Below are 24242 nucleotides of genomic sequence, written 5' to 3'. Positions count from 1 at the left end.
CCTCATGCACGCCGCGCCCGGACCGTACGCTCAGCCCGGCTCGGGCGCGTCGCGCCCGGCGCCCACGATTCGCCGGTAAAGGTCGAAGGTTGGCTTGCGCTCGTACTCCGCGGTGACCAGGCCCAGTGCGCCCACCGGCTCGCCGCCGGCCGTGTCCGCGTCGCGCAGGGCGAACAGCTCGTAGAGCGTGATGTTCAGCGTCGGCGCCAGCTCATGCACCACCGCGAGCATGGTCGCGAGCGAGGCGGCCTGGTCGCGGCCGGGCAGGCTGGGTGACCCGTTCTCGCAGACGTGGATCGGCGTACCGGCCGGAATCCCGGCGGTGGGCAGGCTGTGCTCCCGCAGGTGCCGCAGCGCGTGCTCGGTCATCGCTCGCACACCCTCGACCGGCACCGGCGGCCCGAACGCGTCGGGGTAGAGCCCCAGCCCCACGTAGTCGACGGCCGACAGGTCCGCCCCGGCCAGCCGCTGCCAGAACGCGTCGTCCCCGCCGAGCCACTCGGCGGGCTCGGCCACCGAGAACCCGACCCGGACCGCGTCGTGCCCACGCGCGTCCAGCGCCCGCCGCGCATGCGGCAGCCCCGCGATCAGCGCCTCCAGCACACCCGGCGAGCTGCCGTCGATGAGCGGGATCGGGAAGTTCGGTTCGAGGGTGATCTGCAGATATCGCGTGATCCCCGCATACCGCTCGATGACCCGATCCAGAAACCCGAGCCACCCCGGAAGGCCCGCCTCCGCCGGGATATAGCTGACCACGAGATCGAGTTCCCGTCCGTCCCGCACATACCAGTCGTCGGGCATGGTCAGCCCGTCCATCTCCCCCGCCGCGCCGATCGACGCCACGACAGCCGGGTCCGGCCTGGTCCCGAGATAGTGCACGTACTCCCGGACCACGAACGGCCCGCCACCGCCCAGCTCGTCGACCAGCTCACCCACCCGCCGCGGGTCCGACTCCCGCGAGCAGGTGACACCGGCCCGCCCACCCGGATAGATCCCGTACTTCACGATGCCCGCCCCGGCCAGGCGAGGTCCCCGCTCTCGACCCGCTCGGCCAGCGTGGACAGCCAGGCGATCTCGTTACGCAGCACCTCCCGCCAGTACGCGACCTCGATCATCTGAATCTCCGCGAGCTCCGGCGGATCCGCCGGCAGCCCGTCCAGCTCCCGCCGCAGCCGCTCGACCCGCCCGCCGAGCACCCCCGCCGCCACCGACCGGGGCAGAATCCCCAGATAGGCGAGAGCGGTGAGGAACCCGGTCGAGGCCGGCGTCCCGTCCCGCAGCCCCTCCTCCACGCGCTCACGGAACAGCTCCAGCCCCGCCGGCGAAAGCTCGTAGACCGTCCGGGCCGGGCGGCGACCGACCCGCTCGGGCTCCCCGGCCTGGACCAGGCCGGCGTCGGCCAGGGACTTCAACAGCGTCGTCACGCTGCTGCGGGTGACGGCCAACTGCGGATATCGCCCCGCGAGCCGGCTCGCCACGTCGTACGCGTGTGCCGGTGACTCCACCAGCAGTCCCAACATCGGCAGAACGAACCCGTTCCGCGTTGCATCCAGTGGCATGGCGTGAGCCTATAGACGTATACATCTAAGTGGCAAGCGGAGCCTCAACCGGCCCGGCGTATGGCGTTGCCGGGAGGCAGACGGACCAGACGCCGCTTGGTCAGGGCGGCGAACGGCACCCCCGGATGCCGGGCCGGTTGAGGACGGCAGCCGCTTCGGGAGACGGAAGCGGCCACCACGCACTATCTCGAGGCTGTCGTGAGGCCTCACTCCTTTCTGAGCCGACCGCCGCGCGCTACGGCGGCGGGCTCTGCTGCGGACAACGGTCAGTGGCCATGGCACTCGTCCCGTCGGCGGGCGGCCGGCCACCCGCTGAGGAACTGCACCCAGCCTGCCGGGCCGCAGCGATCAACGAAGAAGAAAATTCGAGCCTGTGGATAACCCACCCGACGCCCGCCGGGCACGCCTGAAGAGACGCGGGTAAACGCAGCTCGCGCCGGTCCGCCCACCGCGCCGAGGATGTCGATTTTCCGTTCGCTCCGAGCAGCAGATCCACAAGATCGCGCGGACCGCGCAGGGCGCACGTGGGGGGCGGCGTGCAGTTGCGCGAGAGGCGCGCTGCGGCCTTTGCCGCGCGGTGGTCGCGCTGCTCGGCGGGACTGCGTGGGTTGGGCGGGCGGGGGCGCCCGTACCTCTAAAGGCGGGTGCGGATCGCCTCGGCCAGCCGAAGGGCGGCGGCCGGGGACGTGCGCAGGAAGAGTGAGGGCTCGGTCAGCTCCAGCTCGACCAAGAGCGGGACGCCGTCGGGGCCGGGGATCACGTCCACCCGGGCGTAGAGGAGGTCGCGGAAGCGCTCGGGGATGGCGGCCAGCACCCGCTCGGCGGTCTCCAGCTCGGCCGGGGACGCGCTGCGGGCGGTGATGTCCTCGCTGCCGGGGTCGATCTTGCCCTCGTCGGGGCCGGTGAGCATGGGGCCCTTGCGGGCCGCGTGGCTGAAGGTGAGCGTGCCGGACGACGGGTCGGCGAAGTACAGCAGGGCCGTCTCGCCGGCGGTGTCCACGGCGGAGAGGTACGGCTGGATCATCGCGGTGCGGCCCAGCGACGTCAGTCTGGCCACATGCGCCTCGGCCAGCTCCAGCTGGGACGGCAGCGCGTAGCGGCCGGTGTCCTGGCTTCCGGCGCTGATGGTCGGCTTGACCACCCACTCGCCGCCGGACGGCGGCTGCCAGGTCTCACCGGGAGACACATAGGTCGTGGGGGTGACCGGAGCGCCGGCCTCGGCCAGCTCGTGCAGGTAACGCTTGTCGGTGTTCCATTCGACGACCGCGGCGGGGTTCAGCAGGCCGGGCACCGAGTGGGCCCAGGCCACGAACTCGGCCCGGCGGGGAACGTAGTCCCACGGGGAGCGCAGGACGACGGCCTGATAGGACGCCCAGTCGGCGGCCGGATCGTCCCAGCGGACCGCGTCGACCGCGACTCCCTTGGCCAGCAGGGCATCCCGCAGCGGGTGGTCGTCGTCCCAGAGGGACGGAAAGAGGCCGCAGGTAACGAGAGCGACCCGGGAGGACTCCCGGGTCGCCTGGGTTGAAGTGGACGGGGACAAGATCAGCGGGCCATGCTCCGGCGCGACATCGAGCGCCAAAGGTCGTTGCTGGGGCGCATCTGCTCCAGGAGCTCGCGCTCCCACTCGTTCTCAATCTCTACGCCGGCGTTCTCACATGCCTGGCGGGCGACGTCGGTGCCATCGGCGAACTGGTCGGACCACTCGCCGTCCTGGCCGACGAGGACGATGCGGGCACCACGCTTGCCGACGTACTCGATGACCGCCTTCGCGCCGCCGTGGCCGGCGGCGAAGGATTTGATCCCCGCAGTCAGTGTCGTATCGGAACCTTGAGCCATGACGGGCAGCCTAAGCACGTTCCCTGTGGAAGCAAGCACCACCTGTTGCATTTTGTGATGACAATAACCAGGACGTTTACCTGGTGGACTCATTGCTATGCACCAATTGCGCCCGAATTGCCCGCATCAACAGGTTTCCATCGATGGGATGACCAACCGTAACCTTTAAAACGGTCATTTCGCTCAAATGAGCGCGTCGACCGCGACGGCGATGAAGAGGATCGTCAGGTACGTGATGGACCAGTGGAAGAGGCGCATCGGCTTGATCGGGCCGCCCTTGCGGGTGCGGTTGACCAACAGGAAGGCCTCGCCGAGGAAGAAGGCGCCCGTGATGATCGCGGTGATGCCGTAGATCGGGCCCAGACCGAGCGGCCAGGCCGCGAGCGAGGCCACCACGGTGAGCACGGTGTAGAGCACGATCTCGAAGTTGACCCGGCCGGCCGAGCGGACCACAGGCAGCATCGGGATGCCGGCGCGGGCGTAGTCGTCCTTGTACTTGATGGCGAGCGCATAGAAGTGCGGCATCTGCCAAAAGAACACAACCGCGAAAAGCGCCCATCCGAGCGGGGCCACCGTGCCGGTCACCGCGGCCCATCCGATGATCACCGGGGCCGCGCCGCAGACGCCGCCCCAGAACGTGTTGGCCGGCGTGCGCCGCTTCAACCAGAGCGTGTAGATGACGTCGTAGTAGAAGATGGCGCCCGCGGTCAGGGCGGTGGCGAGCCAGTTGGTGAAGACCGCCATCAGCGCGACCGAGATCACCGCGAGGGTGAGACCGAAGATCAGCACGGCCCGGGGGGTCACGCTGTGTGCGGGCAGCGGACGCCGCTTGGTGCGCCGCATCAGCTCGTCGATGTCGCGGTCGATGTAGCAGTTCAGCGCGCTGGCCGCGCCGCCCGCGAGGGCCCCGCCGATCAGGACGACCGCGAGAGTGCGCAGGTCGGGCCAGCCACCGGCGGCGAGCATCAGGGCCGGCACCGTGGTCACCAGGAGCAGCTCGACGATCTGCGGCTTGGTCAGCGCGAGGTAGGCGCGGAAGACGGCGGCTCGATCTCGCCGGGTTTCGGTGCGCTCCTTGACGCCGGGCGCCCGTGAGGTGATGGGACGCTCGGTGATCATGCTCACGGACTGCCACCTTCCGGCATCGGCACTAGCCAACTCACGACCGTTGCCGGCGCCAGCCGGCGGCACGCTGGGACAGCCTACGCTCAGCCGAATGTGCAGCTCCGGCGACCCAGCGCCGGTGCAAAGCGTCACATGTGGCATGTCCGCTCTCAGCGTATGGGCCTGAGGCGTTCCCCCGGCGCAGGTTTACGGCAAGTGGATAGGGTCAACCTCAAAAGGGTTCCTAATTCATGCCCCGAGGAGCACAACCGACGTGGCTGCCACAGATCCTGCTCTCAATTGGTCCGACCTCGACCGCAAAGCGGTGGACACCGTCCGGGTGCTGGCCATGGACGCCGTCGAGAAGTCCGGCAACGGCCATCCCGGCACCGCGATGAGCCTCGCACCGGCCGCCTACCTGCTGTTCAACCGGGTCATGCGGCACGACCCGACCGATCCGCACTGGGCCGGGCGTGACCGCTTCGTGCTCTCCTGTGGGCACTCCAGCCTTACCCTCTACATTCAGCTCTACCTCTCCGGTTACGGTCTGTCGCTGGACGACCTGCAACACCTGCGCCAGTGGGACTCGCTGACCCCGGGCCACCCGGAGTACGGCCACACCCCCGGCGTCGAGATCACCACCGGCCCGCTCGGACAGGGCATCGGCAACGCGGTGGGCATGGCGATGGCCGCCCGCCGCGAGCGCGGCCTGTTCGACCCGGACGCCGACCCCGGTAACTCCGTGTTCGACCACCAGGTTTACGCACTGTGCTCGGACGGCGATATCGAAGAGGGCGTCAGCCACGAGTCGAGCGCCATCGCCGGCGTGCAGAAGCTCGGCAACCTCACGGTGATCTACGACGACAACGAGATCTCCATCGAGGACGACACCCGGATCGCCAAGAACGAGGACGTCGGCGCGCGGTACGCCGCCTACGGCTGGGACGTGCGGCACGTCGACTGGCGCAAGGGCGACCCGGCCAAGGGCGACTACCACGAGGACGTCGAGGCCCTCTACAAGGCGATCCAGGCCGGGCACAAGGTGACCGACCGGCCGACGTTCATCGTCCTCAAGACCATCATCGGCTGGCCCGCCCCGAACAAGCAGAACACCGGTAAGATCCACGGCTCGGCGCTGGGCGCCGACGAGGTCGCCGCGACCAAGAAGGTCCTCGGCTGGGACCCGAACGAGTCGTTCGCGGTCGCCGAGGACGTGCTCGCCCACGCCCGTGAGGTCTCCGAGCGGGGCCGCGCGGCGCACGCCGAGTGGCAGAAGGCGTTCGACGCCTGGGCCAAGGCCAACGCCGAGGGCAAGAAGCTGTTCGACCGGGTCGAGGCGCGCAAGCTGCCGGACAACTGGTTCGACGCCGTGCCGGTCTTCCCGGCCGACGACAAGGGCATCGCCACTCGCGCCGCGTCCGGCAAGGTGCTCGACGCGCTCGCGCCGGTGCTGCCGGAGCTGTGGGGCGGCTCGGCCGACCTGGCCGAGAGCAACAACACCACGATGAAGGGTGAGCCGTCCTTCATCCCGTCGGAGTACGCGACGAAGGCGTTCCCCGGTAACGAGTACGGCCGCACGCTGCACTTCGGCATCCGCGAGCACGGCATGGGCTCGATCCTCAACGGCATCACCGTGCACGGCGGCACCCGCCCGTACGGCGCGACGTTCCTGGTGTTCAGCGACTACATGCGCGGTGCCGTCCGGCTGTCCGCGCTGATGAAGCTGCCGGTCATCTACGTGTGGACGCACGACTCGATCGGTCTCGGCGAGGACGGCCCGACGCACCAGCCGATCGAGACGATCTCCGCGCTGCGCGCCATCGTCGGCCTCGACGTGGTCCGCCCGGCCGATGCCAACGAGACCGCCTGGGCCTGGCGTGGTGCTCTCGAGCACACCGACCGGCCGACCGCGCTCGCGCTGTCCCGGCAGAACCTGCCGACCATCGACCGCGACAAGTACGCGTCGGCCGAGGGCACCCTCAAGGGCGGCTACATCCTCTCCGACGCGTCCGGCGGCCAGCCCAGCGTGATCCTCATCGGCACCGGTTCCGAGGTGCAGCACTGCCTCGCCGCCCAGGAGCGCCTCGAGGCGCAGGGCACCCCCACCCGGGTCGTGTCGATGCCCTGCCAGGAGTGGTTCTACGAACAGGACAAGGCCTACCAGGAGGAAGTCCTGCCGCGCGGGGTAAAGGCACGTGTGACGGTCGAGGCTGGCATCCGGATGAGCTGGGACCGCATCCTTGGAGATGCGGGCGAGCCGGTCAGCATCGAGCACTACGGCGCCAGCGCGCCCGCCAAGATCCTTTTCGAGCAGTTCGGCTTCACCGCGGACAACGTGGTGGCAAAGGCCAACGCCGCCCTGGCCAAGGTCGGCGCGATCACCGGTCACAAGACCGGAAACTGAGGAGTACGCGATGACCGACAGGCTGGCCGAGCTCTCCGCCCAGGGTGTGGCGGTATGGCTCGACGATCTCTCCCGTGTCCGCCTGACCACTGGTTCGCTGGAGAAACTGCGCGTTGACCAGCACGTGGTCGGCGTGACCACCAACCCGAGCATCTTCCAGAAGGCGCTGTCCGACGCGGACGCCTACGACGAGCAGCTCAAGGACCTCGCGGCGCAGAAGGTCACGGTCGAGGAGGCCGTGCGCCTGATGACGGCCAAGGACGTGCGGGCCGCGTGTGACGTGATGCGTCCCGCGTACGACGCGTCCAAGGGCGTCGACGGCCGCGTCTCCATCGAGGTCGACCCGCGCAAGGCGCACGAGACCGACAGCACCGTGGCCGAGGCCAAGACGCTGTGGTGGCTCGTCGACCGGGAAAACCTGTACATCAAGATCCCGGCCACCCTCGCGGGCCTGCCGGCGATCACGGCGACCCTGGCCGCCGGCATCAGCGTGAACGTGACGCTGATCTTCTCGCTGGACCGCTACCGCGCGGTCATGGAGGCGTTCCTGGCCGGCCTCGAGCAGGCCAAGCTGAACGGCCACGACCTCGCCAAGATCGGTTCGGTGGCGTCGTTCTTCGTCTCCCGGGTGGACACCGAGGTGGACAAGCGGCTCGACAAGATCGGCAGCGACGAGGCCAAGGCGCTCAAGGGCAAGGCGGCCATCGCCAACGCCCAGCTGGCGTACGAGGCGTACACCGAGGTCTTCGGCACTGACCGCTGGAAGACCCTGGAGAAGGCCGGCGCGCACCCGCAGCGTCCGCTGTGGGCGTCCACCTCGACGAAGAACCCCGAGTTCAAGGACACGATCTACGTCGAGGAGCTGATCGCCCCCGGGACGGTCAACACCATGCCGGAGTCCGTGATCTTCGCGTACGAGGACCACGGTGACACCCGTGGCGACACCGTCAGCGGCTCGTTCGACGCTGCCAAGAAGGTCTTCAACGACCTGGCCGGTGTGGGCATCGACTTCAACGACGTCGTGAAGGTCCTCGAGGACGAGGGCGTCGACAAGTTCGAGGCCAGCTGGAAGGAACTGCTCGACGGCGTCAGCAAGTCGCTGAAGGCGGCGGCCAAGGGCTCGGACAGCCCGAGCGACGCAGCCTGATTTCTCCGCCGGGGCCCGCCGAAGACTACGAGGCGGGCCCCGGCGTACTTCACCTGCACGACACCGATAACTGGCAGGATGGACCACGTGGGCAATCCGCTGCGTACCGCACAGGACCGCAGGCTCCCGCGCATCCCGGAGCCGTGCGCTCTGGTGATCTTCGGAGTCACCGGTGACCTGTCCCGAAAGAAGCTCATCCCGGCCGTCTACGACTTGGCCAACCGCGGTCTGCTGCCGCCCGGTTTCGTGGTCCTGGGCTTCGCCCGCCGCGACTGGGGTGACGGCGACTTCGAGTCCCTGGCTCTGGAAGCGGCGAAGAAGGGCGCCCGAACCCCGTGGCGCGAGGACGTCTGGCAGCGACTCGCCAGCCAGTTCCAGTTCGTGCCCGGCTCGTTCGACGACGACGCCGCGTTCGACAGTCTGGCCGAGACGCTCGACGACCTGCGCCAGCGCAACGGCATCCCGGGCAACGCCGCCTTCTACTTCTCCATCCCGCCGGCCGCTTTCCCGCTGGTGCTCAACCAGCTGGCCCGCACCGGAATGGCCGACAACGCCAAGTCGGGCGGCTGGCGCCGAGTGGTGGTGGAGAAGCCGTTCGGTAACGACCTGCAGAGCGCCATCTCGCTCAACCAGCTGGTCGACGAGGTCTTCACCCCGCAGGACGTCTACCGCATCGACCACTACCTGGGCAAGGAGACGGTCCAGAACATCCTGGCCCTCCGCTTCGCGAACAGCCTGTTCGAGCCGGTGTGGAACTCGAAGTACGTGGACAGCGTGCAGATCACCATGGCCGAGGACGTCGGTATCGGCACCCGGGCCGCGTTCTACGACGCGTCCGGCGCGGCCCGTGACGTCCTGCAGAACCACCTGCTGCAGCTGCTCGCCCTGGTCGCCATGGAAGAACCGACAAGCTTCGACCCCAATGACGTACGCGCCGAGAAGCTCAAGGTCCTGAAGGCGATCGCCATCCCGAAGGACATCGCCAAGGGTTCCGTGCGGGGTCAATATCTCCCGGGCTGGGTGGCCGGCGAGCGGGCCGTGGGATATCTCGAGGAGAAGAACATCCCGCCCGACTCGACCACCGAGACGTACGCGGCGGTCCGGCTGGGCATCCAGAACCGTCGCTGGGCCGAGGTCCCGTTCTACGTGCGGGTCGGCAAGCGCATGCCGCGCCGGGTCACCGAGATCGCGATCCTGTTCAAGCGCGCGCCGCACCTGCCGTTCGACCCGGCCGACGTCGAGATGCTGGGCAACAACCAGCTGGTCATCCGGGTCCAGCCGGACGAGGGCGTGGTGCTCAAGTTCGGTTCCAAGGTGCCCGGCACCACGATGGAGGTCCGCGACATCGCGATGGACTTCCAGTACGGCGAGGCGTTCACCGAGTCCAGCCCCGAGGCGTACGAACGACTGGTGCTGGACGTGCTGGTCGGCGACCGGACGCTGTTCCCGGACGCCGCCGAGATCGAGCAGTCCTGGCAGGTCATCGACCCGCTGGAGGCCGCCTGGGCGGACACCAAGCCGGAGCCGTACCGCGCCGGTGAGTGGGGCCCGCGGGCGTCCGACGAGATGCTGGGCCGCGAAGGCCGCGCTTGGAGGCGAGCATGATCGGCTTGTGGGACACCACCGGCAACGAGGTCGTCAAGGCACTCGCGGCCGAACGGCGCAGCGCCGGCGGCGTGGCCTCCGGCCTCGCCCTGACCCTGGTCGCCGTCGTCGAGGAGAAGAAGGTCCGGGAGGCCGAGGCGGCCGCGACCATCGCCGCCTCCGCGCACCCCTGCCGGCTGCTCATCGTGGTCCGCTCCGATCTGGAGGGCCGCAGCCGCCTCGACGCGGAAATCGTCGTGGGTGGCCGGCTCGGCCCGGCCGAGGCGGTCGTCATGCGGATGTACGGCCGTCTCGCCCTGCACGCCGAGTCGGTCGTCATGCCGCTGCTCGCCCCGGACGTCCCGGTGGTCACCTGGTGGCACGAGGAGCCGCCGGACTCGATCGCCAACGACTTCCTGGGCGTCGTCGCCGACCGGCGCATCACCGACTGCGCGCAGTCCCCTGACCCGGTGGCCGCGCTGCAGCAGCGGGCCGTCGACTACGCACCCGGCGACACCGACCTCACCTGGACCCGCATCACGCTGTGGCGCACCCTGGTGGCCGGCGCGTTCGACACCACCGACGAGCGGGTCACCGGCGCCACCATCGTCGCGCCGGCCAAGGACCCGACCGCCTGGCTGATGAAGGGCTGGCTGCAGTCCCGCCTCGGCATCGAACCGAAGCTGGAACCCTCCGACCGCTCCCCGCGGATGCACTCGGTGGAGCTGCAGTGCGCCAACGGCGACTGCGTCCGGGTGACCCGCGAGGAGAACACGGCGCTGTTCAGCCGCACCGGCCAGGAGGACCGCTACATGCCGCTGCCGAAGCGGCCGGTCGGTGACGAGCTGGCCGAGGAGCTGCGCCGGCTCGACGCCGACCAGATCTACTCCGAGGCCCTCGGTGCGATGGCCGGCGCCACCGGCCTCGACCACCGGGCCCCGATGCGGGTGCACGTCTGGAAGGACCCGGCCCTCGCCGCTCGCGCGGACGAGGACGCCGGTGCCATGGCCGGCCCCGGTGGCACCGCCGCCTGACCCCGACAATCAAGCAGGGCCGTCCGCCTCACGGTGGGCGGCCCTTCCGCAATAGGAGGCGTACGTGAGCAAGACCCTGGTCGTGGTGGTACCCGACGCCGACGTCCTCGCCGCCACCGTCGCGTCCCGCCTGGTCGCGAAGATCGTGGACGCGCAGGCCGACCGCGGCACGGCGAGCGTCGTGCTGACCGGTGGCCGGATCGCCGCGAAGGTCCTGACGACCGTCAAGGACCTGCCGGCCGCGGCCGCGATCGACTGGTCGCAGGTCGACCTGTGGTGGGGTGACGAGCGGTTCCTGCCGGCCGGCGACGCCGACCGCAACGAGACCCAGGCCCGTGCCGCGCTGCTCGACGCGCTGCCGCTGGACCCGGCGAAGGTGCACGCCATGCCGGCCGACAGCGGCCAGGGCGCGGAGGCAGCGGCGCTCGCCTACGCCGCCGAGCTCGGTGACCCGCTGCCGACGTTCGACGTGCTGATGCTGGGCGTCGGCGAGGACGGGCACGTGGCGTCGCTCTTCCCCGACCACCCGGTGCTGAACGAGACCGGCACGACGACGGCGGCCGTGCACGACAGCCCGAAGCCGCCGCCGAACCGGGTCACGCTGACCATGCCGACGATCCAGTCGGCCGACGAGGTGTGGCTGATCGCCGCGGGCCCGGACAAGACCGTCTCGGTCGGGGCCGCGCTGGGCGGCGACAAGGCCAAGCCGGCCGCCCACGCCACCGGCGTCAGCAAGACCTACTGGCTGCTCGACCGGGCCGCGGCGGCCGACGTGCCGGCTCGGCGATAGTCGCCAGAAGTAGTGGAAGAACTACTCCTAGTAAATGAGGAATCGACTGACTAAAATCTAAACGGTCGTTTAGCCCACGCCGGCACGGAGGGGCAGAACCCGTGTCGACGAACAGCCGCCAACGCAAGGACCGCCTGACGATTCTCGTCGTGGTTCTCAGCCCGGTGGTGGCCAATCTGGCCGCGCTGGCCCTGCAACTCGCGACGATGGCCGACACCTCCCGGCTGCCGGCCATCGTCGCACCAGTCCGAAACCATCCCTGGCTCGGCTACCTGGTCTTCACGTTGGCTTCGGCACTCTTCGCGGCCTACGTGTGGCGCCGTGATCGGCGGCCCGGCAACAGGCATACTCACGCCAACGTTCCGCTCCAGGCCGCGGCCGACCTGCCAATGACGGCGTCGCCCACGGGCAGCGGTCACATTCGACCGCCAACCGGAGACCTTCCCCCTCTACGGGGCCGCGACGAGCAGATGACCTGGCTGGCCCAGCACCGCCGTGGCTGCTCGAAACGAGTGCACATTCTTACCGGACTGGGCGGCTGCGGGAAGACGACGGTCGCGCTCGCGTTCGCCGCCAGCATGACGAGAGAGCATGTCACCGTCTGGTGGATCCGGGCGCGGAGTCCGCAGTCGTACGTCGAGGGCATGCTCGCGGTCGCGTCCGCTGCGGGGGCGCCGGACGCAGCCGTCCAACGATCCCGGGAACTGGGCGCTGTTGAGGTCGCCTGGCATGCATTGATGCAGTACGAAGAGCCGTACGTTCTGGTGATCGACGGCGCCGATGATCCCGCGCTCCTCGCCCCCGACGGCCACACCGCCCTGGTACGCGGAGAAAATGCATTCGTCCTGGTGACCAGCCGAGTCGTTGAAAACGAAGCCTGGGGGCGCGAGGCCGAGGTCGTACCCCTCCCGCCGCTCTCCCTTACCGACGCGGCGGCGCTACTGCTCGACCGCATTCCTCGGCGTGCCGCCTCTGCTGCCAGCGATGCCGAGGAGGTCGCCAAGAGGTTGGGCCGACTACCCCTAGCGCTGCACCTCGCCGGCCGATATCTGGGTAGCGGAGTCGCGGACAGCGATCTGAAACGCTATCTCCGGATACTCGACAACGAGTCCGTCCGCATCGTGGACATCGCGGCGAGAACGGAGGGCGGTGAAGCCGAACAGCAGGTCTTCCACACCTGGGAGGTTTCGCTGGCCGCGCTGGAAGCCCACGGCAACACCCACGCGCGACGACTTCTGAGATACCTGTCCATGTTCTCGGCCGGACAACCGATCCCCGTCGAGCTCGCCGACTGGCGGGTACTGCACCGCGCAGGCCTCCTTACCAACAATCCGGATGATGCGCACGACGTCCAGTTTCGAGCGCTCAGCGGCCTGAAGAAGTTCGGCCTCCTTCAACCGCTGGACGATGAGCGGTCGGCGTACAAGGAAATCGACGTAGTCGCCATACACCCGCTGGTCGCGGAAGTTTCACTACTCCGGCTCACCGAGGAAGGGGAGAACGCGACCCTGCTGCTGGTCGCGGCAGCGTCGGCTCTTCGCGAGGCATGTGACGGACTCGACGCAAGCGATCCCGAACATTGGCCGGTCTGGCAACTTCTGGTGCCGCATGCGTCGGCGCTCCTCGAGCGCGTGGAACTCGCCGACGGCGGTGGGTTACGAAACGTTCTTGACGCGATCGCGCCCATAGTCCGCCAGCTACGCATGTTCGGTCTCTACACCGTCGCTCGAAGCCTGGCAGCGCAGGCGGCCGCTGCGGCGGAAGGTGCCGGCGGCGACCAGACGGCCCTTCTACTCCGCGCTCGCCACGATCTCGCGCTGGTCCAATTCGACTGCGGAGACTTCAGCGAGGCTTACCGGTTGCATGTACAGAACCTCAGTGCGAATGAGGAGAACACTGCGGCAGCCTTGTCCACCATGCATCACCTGGGCCTGGCGCTCCAGGCACAGGGGCATATCGAGCAGGCGGAAAGCATGCTACGGGGCGTTCTCGACCGGCGAGTCCGCCGCTTCGGTGACAACCACCCAGCCGCGATGTCCGTTCGGCACGACCTTGCCTCCGTGCTGCACGCAACCGGCAAGTTTGTCGAGGCGGAACAGCTTCTTCGCGAGGTTCTCAGTGACCGGAACCAACGACTCGGTCCCACCCATCCGGACACTCTTTCCACGCTGCATGCCCTCGCATACGCCCGCCAGGCACAGGGTGACGTTGACGGTGCGACGACACTGTTCCAGAAGGTTCTCGCCGAGCGCCGACTGCGATTGGGTGAGACCCATCCGAACACCCTGATCACCAGGCACAACCTGGCCTGGCTGGTCCACCTCAGCGGTGACTACTCAGGGGCCGAGCGGCAACTGCGGTCGGTGCTGAGCGACCAGATCGATCGACTGGGCAAGGACCATCCCCACACGCTCGCGACTCAGGCCAACATCGCCTGGGTGCTTCTCCTTCAAGGCAAATACGCCGACTCGTATGCACTCTTCGACATCGTGTTGCGAAAGCGGCAGGCTCGGCTGGGCCCGGACCACCCGGACACGCTGACCACCCGGGGCAACATCGCCTGGTTGAGGAATGAGGAAGGTCGGTGGCGCGAGGCGGAAGAGCTGCTGCGTGAACTTGTCCGGGACCGCATACGGGTTCTCGGCGAGAATCATCCGCGCACGCTGACCACCCGGCACAATCTCGCTCAGGCGCTCAGGTCTCAGGGAAACCTGCAGGAGGCTGACCAAATCTTCACCGACGTGCTGCGTCGGCAGGAGGACACGCTGGGAAGCACCAACCCGTCGGCCCTCGCCACGAAGCACAACCGGGCGTTGGTCTGGCAGGCACAGGGCCGACTGGCCGAGTCGGAACAGCAACTCCGAGAGGTGCTGACAGCGCAGACCGAGCTGCTCGGCGAGACCCACCCGGACGTGCGGAAAACACGCGCGAACCTCACCGGGGTACTTCGTAATCGTGGGGTGCGGCAGCGCGGCTGGAGATCTGCCCTTTTGCCAGGCCCTCATCGTCGGAATCGCTGAAGAACAAGCCCGCGCTTGTCCAGCGAACGCCCTTCAGCGATCCGACGAAGCCGTGGACCGCTCGATGCCGGCGAGCGGCATCAAGACGATCCCGAGCACCTGGTTCACGTCACTCGCCGCGGCGCTGGCGCACCTTGGCGAGCGCCTCGGCGAGGATCTTCGCCCCGTCCTCGTCGGTGCGGCGCTCCTTGACGTAGGCCAGGTGCGACTTGTACGGCTCGGCGCGCAGCCGGCCGGGCGGGTTCTCCCCGTCGAGGCCGGCCGGCTGCCCGCAGCGCGGGCAGTCCCACGTGTCGGGCGCGGGGGCCTCGGCCGCGAACTTGATCAGGCTGGCGTGGCCGGCCGCGCAGAAGTACATGACTTCTCGGCGCGGGGCGGGCTCGCTGCGCTCGTCGGGGCGCATCGGGCTGGACCCGACACGGCTGCCGCGGATCGCACTGCCGCTGGACACGGATGTCACTCCTGTCTCGAGGCGATAGATGACTCGGCCCGGAAATATGGCCGAAATACTGGCAAAAGAAACGCCGCACGCCCGGCAGAACCGGACGCGCGGCAGATTCTACGACTATCGGTGACCGTCAGCTAGCAGGCAGGGCCAGACGCAGCCAGAGTCCCAGACCCACGATGCACGCGAACCAGACGATGCCCACCAGAACCGTGTAGCGGTCGAGGTTCTTCTCCGCCACCGAGGAACCGGCCAGGCTGGAGCTGACGCCGCCGCCGAACATGCTCGACATGCCGCCGCCCTTGCCGCGGTGCAGCAGGATCAGCAGGGTCAGCACCAGGCTGGTGAGCACCAGCAACACGATCATCGTGTACGCGAACCACATCGGCATGATCGGGTTCATTCCTCTCGAAGGGCAGACAGCGCACCAACAATAGCGTGTGCCCGGCCACCGATGGCGACCGGGCACACGGTATGTCTCAGCGAGCCACGTGCTCCTTGAACCGCACGATGGAGGCGAACTCCTCGGCCTCCAGCGAAGCGCCGCCGACCAGCACACCATCGATGTCCGGCTGCGCCATGATCGCGGCGATATTGGCAGCCTTCACTGAACCGCCGTACTGGATCCGCACGGTCTCGCCCACCTCGGCGCCGTACTTCTCGGTGATCGCCACGCGGATGGCCTTGCAGACCTCCTGCGCGTCGTCCGGCGTCGCAGTCTTGCCGGTGCCGATCGCCCAGACCGGCTCGTACGCCACCACGGTCTGCTTGACCTGCTCGGGCGTCAGGCCCTCGAGCCCGAGAAGGGTCTGGTGGGTGCAGTGGGCGACGTGCGTGCCCTCCTCGCGGGTCACCAGGCCCTCGCCGACGCAGAGGATCGGCGTGATGTCGTTCGCGAAGGCCGCCTTCACCTTCGCGTTGACCAGCGCGTCGTCCTCGTCGTGGTACTCGCGGCGCTCGGAGTGCCCGGCCAGCACGTAGGAGACGCCCAGCTTTGCCAGCATCGCGCCGGAGATCTCCCCGGTGTACGCGCCGCTCTTGTGCCGGGAGATGTCCTGCGCCCCGAACTTGAGCAGCAGCTTGTCGCCCTCGATCGCGGTCTGCACGCTGCGCAGATCGGTGAACGGCGGAACGACGACCACCTCGACGTCGGTCAACTGCTTCTCGTTGAGGCTCGCGGCCAGTTTCTGCACCAGGAGAATCGCCTCGAAGTGGTTGAGGTTCATCTTCCAGTTGCCGGCCACGATGGGAAGGCGGGGGGTCGGGTCGGTCATTTTCACTTCTCCAGGGCTTCGACGCCGGGCAGCTTCTTGCCCTCGAGGTACTCCAGGGACGCGCCGCCACCGGTCGAGATGTGCCCGAACGCGGACTCGTCGAGGCCGAGGGTGCGCACGGCCGCGGCCGAGTCACCGCCGCCGACCACCGAGAAGCCGTCGATCTTGGTGATGGCCTCGGCGACGCCCCGGGTGCCGGCCGCGAACGGCGCCAGCTCGAAGACGCCCATCGGGCCGTTCCAGAAGACCGTCTTCGCGGACCCGATGGCCTCGGCGAACAGCGCGACCGACTTCGGCCCGATGTCAAGCCCGAGCCGATCGGCCGGGATGTCCGAGATGTCGACCGTGTCATACGAGGCGTCAGCCGAGAACTCGTCGGCGGCCACGACGTCCACCGGCAGCACGATCCGGCCGTCGGCCTGCGACAGAAGGTCAGCGCAGGTGTCGATCATCTCCGACTCCAGCAGCGACTTGCCGACCTCGTGCCCCTGCGCCTTCAGGAACGTGAAGCACATGCCGCCGCCGACGAGCAGCTTGTCGACCTTCGGCAGCAGCGCCTTGATCACGGCGAGCTTGTCGGAGACCTTCGAGCCGCCGAGCACGACCACGTAGGGCTGCTCCGGGCTCTCGCTCACCTTGCGCAGGACCTCGACCTCTTTCAGGACGAGACCACCGGCGTAGTGCGGCAGCAGCGCCGGCACGTCGTACACCGAGGCGTGCTTGCGGTGCACGGCACCGAAAGCGTCATCGACGTAGAAGTCGGCGAATGCTGCCAGCTCCCCCGCGAAAGCCGCGCGCGCCGCGTCGTCCTTCGAGGTCTCGCCCTCGTTGAAGCGCAGGTTCTCCAGCAGGAGCACCTGGCCGTCCGTCAAGGCGGCAACGGCAGCGGAAGCGGACGGGCCGACCGTGTCCGAGGCGAAGACGACGTCCGAGCCCAGGAGCTCGGAGAGCCGGGTCGCGACGGGAGCGAGCGTGTACTTCGGGTCCGGCGCGCCCTTCGGGCGGCCGAGGTGGGACATCACGATGACACGGGCACCCGCGTCACGCAGTGCGACCAGCGTCGGCAGCACCGCGCGTGCACGGCCGTCGTCGCTGATGACACCGGGGTTGGCCTTGTCGAACGGGACGTTCAGGTCGGCGCGCACGAGCACGCGCCGACCCGAGACACCCTCGCCGAGCAGGTCGTCGAGAGTCTTCACGATTCGTCAGCCAACCAGCTTGACCAGGTCGACGAGGCGGTTCGAGTAGCCCCACTCGTTGTCGTACCAGCCGACGACCTTGACCTGGTCGCCGATCACCTTGGTGAGGCCGGCGTCGAAGATGCAGGACGCCGGGTCGGTGACGATGTCGGACGACACGATCGGGTCCTCGGTGTAGACCAGGATGCCCTTGAGCGGGCCGTCCGCGGCGGCCTTGATCGCGGCGTTGACCTCGTCGACCGAGGTCTCCTTGCTCGCGGTGAAGGTCAGGTCGGTGGCCGAGCCGGTGGGGATCGGCACCCGCAGCGCGAAGCCGTCCAGCTTGCCCTTGAGCTCCGGCAGCACCAGGCTGACGGCCTTCGCGGCACCGGTCGAGGTCGGCACGATGTTCAGGGCGGCGGCGCGGGCGCGACGCAGGTCCTTGTGCGGGCCGTCCTGCAGGTTCTGGTCCTGGGTGTAGGCGTGGATCGTCGTCATCAGGCCACGCTCGATGCCGATCGTGTCGTTGAGCACCTTGGCCATCGGCGCGAGGCAGTTGGTGGTGCAGGACGCGTTCGAGATGATCGTGTGCTTGGCGGCGTCGTACAGACCGTCGTTCACACCGATGACGATCGTGATGTCCTCGTTCTTGGCCGGAGCCGAGATGATGACCTTCTTCGCGCCGTTGTCGACGTGCGCCTTCGCCTTGGTGGCGTCGGTGAAGAAACCGGTCGACTCGATCACCACGTCGGCGCCCAGGTCACCCCACGCGAGGTTGGCGGGGTCACGCTCGGCGAACGCCTTGAAGGTCTTGCCACCCACGGTGATCTCGTCGGCGGTGGCCTTCACCTCGGCGGGCAGACGGCCCAGGATCGAGTCGTACTTGAGCAGGTGAGCCAGCGTCGCGTTGTCGGTGAGGTCGTTGACGCCGACGATCTCGATGTCCGCGCCGGAGGCCTGAACGGCCCGGAAGAAGTTACGTCCGATACGGCCGAAGCCATTGATGCCAACCCGGATGGTCACAGGTGGATCTCCTCGTTTCGGTCCGCCGGATTTCGTCGACCGGCGGAGGGTCTGCACGCCGAACTGCAACGGTCCGGCGTAGGGCGTCCGGCGAACGCGCGCGAGTGAAGGGTGCGCCGCACCGAACTGGCGGCGTCACAGCGCGGTCGGCCGAGCTGCCGGCACCGTCGCCGTCATCACCGACCCTATCCGAGCCATCCGCCGACCGAGAGGCCGGGTGGGTTACCGCGAGGTGACCAAGGTCCCTAATTAAGCGTTCAAGAAAAACCCTTGAAATGTACGCGTTCCGGCAGGTCCCCGCCTACGAGCGCGATCTCCGAGCGGCCTCGCGGCCGCAGCGCGCCTCTCGCGTGTAGCGCTGCGTAACGCAACCATCGCGACCACTCCCACCCCGCCGCACCGAACGGCCGGAGCCGCCCCGCCCGCGGGGCACCGCAAGCGCGGGCACCGCAAGCGCGGGCACCGCAAGCGCGAAGTCGTGACGGCGCCCGGCGCGGCCATCGCTTCACGCGAGAGTCGCGCTGCGGCCTGGTGGCGCGGGCCGGCCGCGCGGCTCGGCGGAGCGGCCGACTTGCGCTTGTGAACGGGGCTACCCGTACTTTTAGAAAAGCGTGCGCGGAAACGCCCAGCTCACGCCGGTCGCCTTGATCAGCACGCCATCATCTCGGGCGTCACCGCTGCTTCGGTGTCGGGGATGCCCAGGTCGCGGGCGCGCTTGTCGGCCAGGGCGAGCAGACGCCTTATGCGGCCGGCGATCGCGTCCTTCGTCAGCGGTGGGTCGGCCAGCGCGCCCAGCTCCTCCAGGGAGGCCTGGCGATGTTCGAGGCGCAGGCGGCCCGCGGACGTCAGGTGGTTGGGGGCCTCGTCGGCCAGGATCTCCAGGGCGCGGGTGACCCGCGCGGCCGCCGCGACCGCGGCGCGGGCCGAGCGGCGCAGGTTGGCGTCGTCGAAGTTGGCGAGGCGGTTGGCCGTCGCGCGCACCTCGCGGCGGACCCGGCGCTCCTCCCAGGCCAGCACGCTCGCGTGCGCGCCGATGCGGGTGAGCAGGGCGGCGATCGCGTCGCCGTCCTTGATCACCACGCGGTCCACGCCGCGGACCTCGCGTTCCTTGGCGGTGATGCCGATGCGCCGGGCGGCGCCGCGCAGCGCGAGTGCCGCCTCCGGGCCGGGGCAGGTGATCTCGAGGGCGCTGGAGCGGCCGGGCTCGGTGAGTGAGCCGTGCGCCATGAAGGCGCCGCGCCAGGCGGCGACGGCGCAGCAGACGTTGGCCGAGACCACGTGCGGCGGGAGGCCGCGGACCGGGCGGCCGCGCACGTCGAGCAGGCCGGTCTGGCGGGCCAGGGCCTCGCCGTCCTTGACGATCCGGACGATGTAGTGGCTGCCCTTGCGCAGGCCGCCGGAGGCCAGCACGTGCACCTCGCTGGGGTAGCCGTAGACGTCGGCGATCTCGCGGCGCAGGCGGCGCGCGACGGCGCCGGTGTCGAGCTCGGCCTCGACCACCACCCGGCCGGACACGATGTGCAGGCCGCCGGCGAAACGCAGCAGCGCCGCCATCTCCGCCCGGCGGCAGCACGGCTTGGGCACGTCGACCCGGCTCAGCTCGTCCTTGACCGCTGCCGTCATCGCCATCGTGTTAGTCCCACCTCATGCGCCGAATCTTGAACAGTGTGTGCCGCACTACGCCGTCTGCTTAACGAGCGGCGCCCAATACTGGCACCAGTGCAACGCCCAGCGACTCAGGATCATGCCTAGGGCTGCCGTCCGCAACGGCCAAGGGTGCCAACACGAGACGGGCGCCCAAGGTTTCGGCCGCCTGGTGCACCGGTTCCGGTTCGCCCACCCACTTGGCGTCGGCCAGCACCGTGTCGGCCCGCAGACCCGGTAAATACCACCTCAGGGCGGCCAGGTGGTCGGCCACCGACAGGCCGAGGGTCTCGTTGTCGGCGGCCAGGTTGAGCGTCACCAGCTTGCGGGCCGGGCTCGTGATGATCGCCTCGGCCAGCCGGGGCACGAGCAGGTGGGGCAGCACACTCGTGTACCAACTGCCGGGGCCGAAGATCAGCCAGTCGGCGGCGTGGATGGCGTCGATCGCCTGCTCGCAGACGGGCGGGTCGGCCGGCTCGAGGCGGACCGCCTCGACGTGCCCGAGCGCCACCGCGACCGCGTGCTGGCCGCGCACCGTGACCACCTCGCCGGGGCGCTCGGGGTCGGCGCCGATCACGTCGGCCTCGATGTCGACCGCGTGCCGGGCCATCGGCAACACCCGGCCCTGCGCGCCGACCAGGGCGGCCGCGTGGTCGAGGGCGTCGACCGGGTCGCCCAGCATCTCCATGAGGCCGAGCAGCAGCAGGTTGCCGACCGCGTGCCCGGCCAGGGCGTCGCTGCCGGCGAACCGGTATTGCAGCAGCTCGGCGGTGAACTGCCGGGCCGGGTCGTCGGCGGCCAGCGCGGCCAGCGCCTGCCGCAGGTCGCCCGGTGGCAGCAGCGCGTCCCGCTCGGCCCGGAGCCGGCCGCTGGAACCGCCGTCGTCGCCGACCGTGACGATCGCCGTGATGTCCAGCTCCATTTCGCGCGCTGCATGACGCAGGCCGCGGAGGGAGGCGCCGAGCCCGTGGCCTCCCCCGAACGCGACCACCCGAACGGCCGTCACTCCCGCCCCAGGTCGCGGTGCGACGGATGGGCGGCGAGGCGCATGTCGCGCAGCTGCGCGGTGAGTTCCTCGGTGATCGCGACGCTGCGGTGCTTGCCGCCGGTGCAGCCGACCGCGACGGTGAGGTAGCGCTTGCCCTCGCGCTCGAAGCCGGGTGCGGTCGACGCGATCAGGGCGGCGTAGTTGCTGACGAACGTGCCCGCGCCCTCCTGGTCGAGGACGTATTTGCTGACCGCGTCCTCCAGGCCGGTGTGGTCGCGCAGGTCGGGCACCCAGAACGGGTTGGGCAGGAAGCGGGCGTCCAGCACGTAGTCGGCGTCGGGCGGCAGGCCGTACTTGAAGCCGAACGACAGCACGGTGATGCGCAGCTTGCGCACATCCTCGCCGCCGAACAGCTCCTCGACCCGGCGGCGCAGCTGGTTCACGTTGAGGTGGCTGGTGTCGATGATGACGTCGGACTGCTCGCGGGCCTCGGCCAGCAGCTTGCGCTCGGCCGTGATGCCGTCGGCGAGCCGGCCGTCGCCCTGCAGCGGGTGCGAGCGGCGCACCGACTCGAACCGGCGGATCAGCACCTCGTCGTCGGCGTCGACGAACACCACCCGCGGCGAGAAGCCGCGCTCCTTGAGCGCGCGCACGGCACCGGCCAGGTCGGTGGAGAACGCCCGGCTGCGCACGTCGAGCACCATGGCGGTGCGCCGGGCCGCGCCACCGGCCTGGAACGCGAGCTGGGCCATGTCCAGCATCAGCGCCTGGGGCAGGTTGTCCACCACGTAGAAGCCGACATTTTCCAGCGCGCGGGCGACCGTGCTGCGGCCACCACCGGACACACCGGTCACGACCACCAGGTCGGTGGCCACTTCGTCCGGGTCCACCGCGTCAGCGAACTCCGGCAACGACTCCGTCACGCACGCCTCCCGCGTAAATGCCGCCTGGCGGCGGACACCCCATCCAACCGCCCCGCCGCCGCCCTTGAACGGACTGAAGGCAACATCCTAGGCCGAACCGGCTCGACGAGTCGGGCCGATCCGCTAATCGTGTGAATCCAGGTTGTCCTGTGCCATGGCCGCCCGGACGGCCGAGGTCTTGACCGGGGCCGACGCCGGCAGGCTGGTGCCGGCCCGGTTGCGGGTGGCGCCCGGACGGGTCTTGCCCGCGCCGCCGCGCGGGATCGCGCCCGGCTCGGCCGGCGGTTCTTCCGGCTCGGCGGCCGGGTTGAGCGTCGCGAGCAGGGTCTCGGCGGTGCGCTTGCCGATGCCGGGAACCTCGGTGATCTCCTCGACCGTCGCGGCGGCCAGGCGCTTGAGGGACCCGAAGTGCCGCAGCAGCGCCTTGCGGCGGGTCTCCCCCAGCCCCGGGATGCTGTCCAGGGCGGAGCCGGTCATCCGCTTCGACCGGCGCTGTCGGTGGAACGTGATGGCGAACCGGTGGGCCTCGTCGCGGGCCCGCTGCAGAAGGTAGAGCGCCTCGGAGGTGCGCGGGAAGATCACCGGGAAGTCCTCCCCCGGCAGCCACACCTCCTCGAGCCGCTTGGCCAGGCCGCACAGGGCGACGTCGGTGATGCCGAGCTCGGCGAAGACCTCGGCGACCGCGTTGACCTGCGGCTGGCCACCGTCCACCACGACCAGTTGGGGCGGGTAGGCGAACCGGCGGGGTTTACCGGTGAGCGGGTCGATGCCCGGCAGCTCGCCGGCCGGGACCTCGTCGCCGTGCAGCAGAGCGTCGGCCGCGTCGTCGGCCACATCGGACTCCGGCCGGTCGCGCGGTGCGTCGGCCTCCGGCCGGGCCTTGAAGCGGGCGAACCGGCGCCGCATGACCTCGGTCATCGCGGACAGGTCGTCGGTGCCGCTGCCGTCGGCGTTGCCCCGGACCGCGAACCGGCGGTACTCACTCTTACGAGGCAAGCCGTCCTCGAAGACCACCATGGACGCGACCACGTCGGTGCCCTGGATCTGCGAGACGTCGAAGCACTCGATGCGCAGCGGCGACGTCTCCATGCCGAGCGCCTCGGCGATCTCGTCGAGCGCCTTGCTGCGGGTGGTCAGGTCACCGGCCCGGCGCAGCTTGTGCCGCTGCAGCGACTCGCCGGCGTTGCGGGCCACCGTCTCCATCAGGGCCTTCTTGTCGCCGCGCTGCGGCACCCGCAGGGAGACCCGGCTGCCGCGGTGCTCGGACAGCCAGTCGGCGAGCGCCGCGGCGTCCTCCGGCAGGGCCGGGACGAGCAGCTCGCGGGGCACGTCGCCCTCGCCCTCGACATCGCCGTACATCTGCGAGCAGAAGTGGTGCACCAGGTCGCCGGCCGACAGGTCCTCCACCTTTTCCACCACCCAGCCGCGCTGGCCGCGGACCCGGCCGTCGCGCACGTGGAACACCTGCACGGCCGCCTCGAGCGGGTCCTCGGCGAAGGCGACCACGTCGGCGTCGGTGCCGTCGCCGAGCACCACGGTCTGTTTCTCCATGGCGCGGCGCAGGGCGGCGATGTCGTCGCGCAGCCGGGCCGCGCGCTCGAACTCGAGCGTCTCGGAGGCCCGCATCATGTCGCGCTCGAGCCGCTTGACGAACGTGTCGGTCTTACCGGCCATGAAGTCGCAGAAGTCGTCGACGATGGCCCGGTGCTCGTCGGCGGTGACCTGGCCGGTGCACGGGGCCGAGCACTTGCCGATGTAACCGAGCAGGCAGGGACGGCCGATCTGACCGGACCGCTTGAAGACCCCGGCCGAGCAGGTGCGCGCCGGGAAGACCCGCAGCAGCAGGTCGAGGGTCTCGCGGATGGCCCAGGCGTGCGAATAGGGCCCGAAGTAGCGCACGCCCTTGCGCTTGGCGCCGCGCATCACCTGCAGGCGCGGGAACTCCTCGTTGAGGGTCACCGCGAGGAACGGGTAGGACTTGTCGTCGCGGTATTTGACGTTGAACCGCGGATCGAACTCCTTGATCCAGCTGAACTCCAGCTGCAGCGCCTCGACCTCGGTCCCGACCGTCACCCAGTCGACGGCGGCCGCGGTCGTCACCATCTGCTGGGTGCGCGCGTGCAGCGACCAGGTATCCGCGAAATACGAATTCAGGCGGTTGCGCAGATTTTTCGCCTTGCCGACGTAGATGACGCGGCCGGTCGGATCGCGGAAGCGGTAGACGCCGGGCGACTCGGGGATCGTCCCCGGCGCGGGTCGGTAGGTCGACGGGTCTGGCACGGGGTC

At 69.4% G+C, this 24242-nt stretch carries 20 protein-coding genes; 6 read left to right on the top strand and 14 right to left on the bottom strand.

Annotation, left to right across the window (positions count from 1 at the left end):
• Positions 1-30: 30 nt before the first annotated feature.
• From Ato02nite_RS41250 to Ato02nite_RS41230, 5 genes are all read right to left on the bottom strand, one after another.
• Complete coding sequence (locus tag Ato02nite_RS41250) at positions 31-1005, bottom strand: class III extradiol ring-cleavage dioxygenase family protein (RefSeq protein WP_213012134.1); 975 nt, start codon at positions 1003-1005, stop codon at positions 31-33.
• Positions 1002-1559, bottom strand: coding sequence for a PadR family transcriptional regulator (locus Ato02nite_RS41245; protein WP_213012133.1), 558 nt, complete (start codon positions 1557-1559; stop codon positions 1002-1004). The genes Ato02nite_RS41250 and Ato02nite_RS41245 overlap by 4 nt, the downstream gene beginning before the upstream one ends.
• A 634-nt stretch (positions 1560-2193) precedes the next feature.
• Complete coding sequence (locus Ato02nite_RS41240) at positions 2194-3141, bottom strand: ATP-grasp domain-containing protein (RefSeq protein ID WP_438873111.1); 948 nt, start codon at positions 3139-3141, stop codon at positions 2194-2196.
• Complete coding sequence (locus tag Ato02nite_RS41235; RefSeq protein ID WP_203807806.1) at positions 3105-3398, bottom strand: hypothetical protein; 294 nt, start codon at positions 3396-3398, stop codon at positions 3105-3107. The genes Ato02nite_RS41240 and Ato02nite_RS41235 overlap by 37 nt, the downstream gene beginning before the upstream one ends.
• Positions 3399-3581: 183 nt before the next feature.
• Positions 3582-4523 carry a heme o synthase gene (locus Ato02nite_RS41230; RefSeq protein WP_213012132.1) on the bottom strand — a complete coding sequence of 314 codons (942 nt, stop codon included), beginning with the start codon at positions 4521-4523 and terminating at the stop codon, positions 3582-3584.
• Between the two features lie 328 nt (positions 4524-4851).
• On the opposite strand from Ato02nite_RS41230, the gene tkt reads away from it, so the two are divergent.
• From tkt to Ato02nite_RS41200, 6 genes are all read left to right on the top strand, one after another.
• Positions 4852-6906: a transketolase gene (gene tkt, locus Ato02nite_RS41225; RefSeq protein ID WP_246608025.1), complete on the top strand. Its 2055-nt coding sequence runs from the start codon at positions 4852-4854 to the stop codon at positions 6904-6906.
• A 10-nt stretch (positions 6907-6916) separates the two neighbouring features.
• Positions 6917-8053, top strand: coding sequence for a transaldolase (tal, locus tag Ato02nite_RS41220; protein WP_213012130.1), 1137 nt, complete (start codon positions 6917-6919; stop codon positions 8051-8053).
• A gap of 87 nt (positions 8054-8140) precedes the next feature.
• Positions 8141-9658: a glucose-6-phosphate dehydrogenase gene (gene zwf, locus Ato02nite_RS41215; RefSeq protein ID WP_213012129.1), complete on the top strand. Its 1518-nt coding sequence runs from the start codon at positions 8141-8143 to the stop codon at positions 9656-9658.
• On the top strand, positions 9655-10671 hold the full coding sequence (locus Ato02nite_RS41210) for a glucose-6-phosphate dehydrogenase assembly protein OpcA (protein WP_213012128.1): 1017 nt from the start codon (positions 9655-9657) through the stop codon (positions 10669-10671). The genes zwf and Ato02nite_RS41210 overlap by 4 nt, the downstream gene beginning before the upstream one ends.
• A 64-nt stretch (positions 10672-10735) precedes the next feature.
• Positions 10736-11461, top strand: a complete 726-nt coding sequence (gene pgl, locus Ato02nite_RS41205; protein WP_213012127.1) for a 6-phosphogluconolactonase — start codon at positions 10736-10738, stop codon at positions 11459-11461.
• 101 nt (positions 11462-11562) lie between these two features.
• Entirely contained in the window at positions 11563-14481 is a 2919-nt protein-coding gene (locus Ato02nite_RS41200) for a tetratricopeptide repeat protein (RefSeq protein WP_213012126.1), read from the top strand.
• 109 nt (positions 14482-14590) lie between these two features.
• Here the strand turns inward: Ato02nite_RS41200 and Ato02nite_RS41195 are convergent, their stop codons facing one another.
• The 9 genes from Ato02nite_RS41195 to uvrC form a co-directional block, all read right to left on the bottom strand.
• Positions 14591-14932 (bottom strand): RNA polymerase-binding protein RbpA, encoded by a 342-nt coding sequence (locus tag Ato02nite_RS41195; RefSeq protein ID WP_213012125.1) that lies wholly within the window; start codon positions 14930-14932, stop codon positions 14591-14593.
• Positions 14933-15059: 127 nt separating this feature from the next.
• Positions 15060-15317 (bottom strand): preprotein translocase subunit SecG, encoded by a 258-nt coding sequence (secG, locus tag Ato02nite_RS41190; protein ID WP_203807790.1) that lies wholly within the window; start codon positions 15315-15317, stop codon positions 15060-15062.
• Positions 15318-15405: 88 nt separating this feature from the next.
• Positions 15406-16200: a triose-phosphate isomerase gene (gene tpiA / locus Ato02nite_RS41185; protein WP_213012124.1), complete on the bottom strand. Its 795-nt coding sequence runs from the start codon at positions 16198-16200 to the stop codon at positions 15406-15408.
• 2 nt (positions 16201-16202) lie between these two features.
• The gene (locus tag Ato02nite_RS41180; RefSeq protein WP_213012123.1) at positions 16203-17399 is read right to left on the bottom strand and encodes a phosphoglycerate kinase; all 1197 of its coding nucleotides are present in this window, start codon (positions 17397-17399) and stop codon (positions 16203-16205) included.
• A gap of 6 nt (positions 17400-17405) precedes the next feature.
• The gene (gene gap, locus Ato02nite_RS41175; protein ID WP_213012122.1) at positions 17406-18401 is read right to left on the bottom strand and encodes a type I glyceraldehyde-3-phosphate dehydrogenase; all 996 of its coding nucleotides are present in this window, start codon (positions 18399-18401) and stop codon (positions 17406-17408) included.
• Positions 18402-19049: 648 nt separating this feature from the next.
• On the bottom strand, positions 19050-20030 hold the full coding sequence (whiA, locus tag Ato02nite_RS41170) for a DNA-binding protein WhiA (RefSeq protein ID WP_130511592.1): 981 nt from the start codon (positions 20028-20030) through the stop codon (positions 19050-19052).
• A 61-nt stretch (positions 20031-20091) separates the two neighbouring features.
• Positions 20092-21051 (bottom strand): gluconeogenesis factor YvcK family protein, encoded by a 960-nt coding sequence (locus Ato02nite_RS41165; protein ID WP_213012121.1) that lies wholly within the window; start codon positions 21049-21051, stop codon positions 20092-20094.
• Positions 21048-21956 carry an RNase adapter RapZ gene (gene rapZ / locus Ato02nite_RS41160; RefSeq protein ID WP_213012120.1) on the bottom strand — a complete coding sequence of 303 codons (909 nt, stop codon included), beginning with the start codon at positions 21954-21956 and terminating at the stop codon, positions 21048-21050. The genes Ato02nite_RS41165 and rapZ overlap by 4 nt, the downstream gene beginning before the upstream one ends.
• 123 nt (positions 21957-22079) lie before the next feature.
• Positions 22080-24236, bottom strand: coding sequence for an excinuclease ABC subunit UvrC (uvrC, locus tag Ato02nite_RS41155; RefSeq protein ID WP_213012119.1), 2157 nt, complete (start codon positions 24234-24236; stop codon positions 22080-22082).
• Positions 24237-24242 lie beyond the last annotated feature (6 nt).

This window comes from Paractinoplanes toevensis (genome assembly GCF_018332695.1).
GTDB lineage: Bacteria > Actinomycetota > Actinomycetes > Mycobacteriales > Micromonosporaceae > Actinoplanes > Actinoplanes toevensis.
Note: the sequence above shows the minus strand (reverse complement) of the source record. Positions and strands in the feature narration are given on the sequence as shown.

Bases quoted from the DNA above. Each gene is read 5' to 3' on its own strand.
- Ato02nite_RS41245 (WP_213012133.1), bottom strand. From the start codon at position 1,559: ATGCCACTGGATGCAACGCGGAACGGGTTCGTTCTGCCGATGTTGGGA.
- Ato02nite_RS41235 (WP_203807806.1), bottom strand. From the start codon at position 3,398: ATGGCTCAAGGTTCCGATACGACACTGACTGCGGGGATCAAATCCTTC.
- tkt (WP_246608025.1), top strand. From the start codon at position 4,852: ATGGACGCCGTCGAGAAGTCCGGCAACGGCCATCCCGGCACCGCGATG.
- tal (WP_213012130.1), top strand. From the start codon at position 6,917: ATGACCGACAGGCTGGCCGAGCTCTCCGCCCAGGGTGTGGCGGTATGG.
- Ato02nite_RS41210 (WP_213012128.1), top strand. From the start codon at position 9,655: ATGATCGGCTTGTGGGACACCACCGGCAACGAGGTCGTCAAGGCACTC.
- secG (WP_203807790.1), bottom strand. From the start codon at position 15,317: ATGCCGATGTGGTTCGCGTACACGATGATCGTGTTGCTGGTGCTCACC.
- tpiA (WP_213012124.1), bottom strand. From the start codon at position 16,200: ATGACCGACCCGACCCCCCGCCTTCCCATCGTGGCCGGCAACTGGAAG.
- whiA (WP_130511592.1), bottom strand. From the start codon at position 20,030: ATGGCGATGACGGCAGCGGTCAAGGACGAGCTGAGCCGGGTCGACGTG.